Raw genomic sequence first — 442 nt, forward strand, 5'->3', positions numbered from 1 at the left:
CCCAAGCCGTAGGCAAAAGAACCTGAAATAAGCGATACGTGCGTATCGTATAACAGAGCGCCTAATCCCAACAGGGAAGAAACCAGAAACATCAGCCAGAGATACAGTGCGCTACGCCCAATGAGCAGTTGGACGATAATTACGAGACCGACATAAATAAAAGTTCCCACCCCAAACGCAAGACCGGACAGGCTGTTTTCTCCCCACTCAATGTAATTTACCATACACACGAGCATATAAAACACAACGTCAAGACCGATGACAAAGGGAACGCCTGACCCTTTGCCGTCACTGTCAATATTGATTTCCTGCGGTTTTCCGCAAAGAAAAAAAATGACAAGAAAAATTGCCGTTACAGAAACTAATCCACATTTTTCAACAGCCGTATGAAAAGCGGGGAATATGCTCCATGTCGCATACTAAATGCCGTAGTAAAATTGAA

The 442-nt window shown here is 44.1% G+C and carries 1 protein-coding gene; it reads right to left on the minus strand.

From position 1 onward, the window contains the following. A partial coding sequence (locus ACYVRA_RS09045; protein ID WP_461252377.1) for a hypothetical protein occupies positions 1–224 on the minus strand: 224 nt, incomplete at its 3' end. Positions 225–442: the final 218 nt, after the last annotated feature.

The organism is Treponema sp. R8-4-B8, from assembly GCF_054786175.1.